Here is a 1,559-nt window from a genome sequence, read left to right as displayed (position 1 = left end):
AGCGCTTTTGAGCCAACCGCTGGGCCAACGTTATTGGCCACATCATTGGCACCTATATTCATTGCCATATAGCCGCCAACTACTGCGGCGATAGATAAAACCAAAGAACCTTGTCCAAGCTGGAAGCTTGTCGCGACGTAAGCTAGAATCCCGGCTAAGAATAAAAATGCCAGCCCCAGACGAGAAAATTCTTTTCGACTATCGTTCACAGCAGAATCGATTTTTTGAGCAGATTTTAAATCCATATCATGCACACCTTTACCATTAGAGTTTGATATTGTGCGCACTATAAATCGACCGTCACATAAATGTAACAATTATTTGAATTTATTTAACTTGGTAGCAAAATCCCGGCAACAAATCCACCTTATATTGGTACAAGGCAATTACAATTCTCTATATATTTACTTCGACAATCGAAGACTTTTTGCTCTCAGAGTTATCCTTAGTCACGGTACTGATCGCAAAGTAATGAGTACCAGCGCTTAGAGATTCCAAAGCAACCGAAGTCGCTTCAGGGTCTGTTACGGTTATTAGCAACACCATATTGCCACTACTTGCCCCACGATAAATTTTATAAGACTTGATATCGCCCTGGCTCAAAGCGCTTCCATCCTCTCTAGTGTTTGGTGCCGACCAATTAAGCTCAACAGCGTAAATATCTTGTCCACCCGAATCAGGGGTTGACGGGAGTTCCGGTACGCTGCTTGCGTTGTCTATTTGTGTCCCTGCCAAATATTCATCAAGATTAGACGAGCCATCACCATCATTGTCATTTACGGCGTCCGATGAATCTAGAACGTTGAGACCAACCAATACCTCATACCCATCAGGAATACCGTCGTTATCGGTGTCCTCATCTAGTGGGTTGCTTAGAATGAAATACTCATCAACATTGCTTAATAGGTCGCCATCACTATCAGAAAAAGCATCGGCATCATCATTAGGATCTGTTCCAATCGCTAATTCATAGAAATTAGGTAAACCGTCATTATCACTGTCTATTGGCAGATAGCGATTATCATAGGGGGATAGAAGGTTACCTGAGTGGTAACCGACATGATAACCATCCTGGTAACTTTCAGCTAAACCTGATTCGTGGTCATAGTATGCTAAGTTTTCACTCGTTAGCGTGGTCAGCTCAAAACCTGGCCCTGACCATGAGACATTTAAGTAGTCTCCACCTAGGTGGTCTTTATGCAATACTTCGAAATAGTATGGTGTTCCAGCGTCTAAGTTAATAGTAGGCGACTTCTGAGTTTTATAACGATCCCAAATTTTGTATCCAGAAGGCTTATTAACAAAAGCGATCAATCGCTTATTGTCGGGAGTATCATCGCCAGATAACCAAACTTCTGCGCTTTCGTCTGCGCTTAGCCAGAAGGTATAGGCACCGCTTTCGGGGACCATAAGCAAACCTCTTAGCCGTTGCCCATATTTATCGCCCTTTGAATCAATAAAGTCTAGCTCCTGGACAAGTTCACTTGAACTAGAGCTGAGCGGAAATCGAGCATTTCTAGTTAGAGCTCTTACATTTTTACCCCCGATAGATTTCCACA

Annotated in this window: 1 protein-coding gene and 1 pseudogene; both read right to left on the bottom strand. The window is 42.8% G+C overall.

Annotation, left to right across the window (positions count from 1 at the left end; translation table 11 throughout):
• Positions 1 to 245: pseudogene (locus A3761_RS04520) on the bottom strand (inorganic phosphate transporter); the annotation flags it as partial.
• 151 nt (positions 246 to 396) lie between these two features.
• Positions 397 to 1,559 (bottom strand): PA14 domain-containing protein (locus tag A3761_RS04515; RefSeq protein WP_231881158.1); only part of this gene is annotated, 1,163 nt, incomplete at its 5' end.

The sequence above is a fragment of the Oleiphilus sp. HI0123 genome, assembly GCF_001635315.1.
This window is presented reverse-complemented; position numbering and strand designations above follow the sequence as displayed.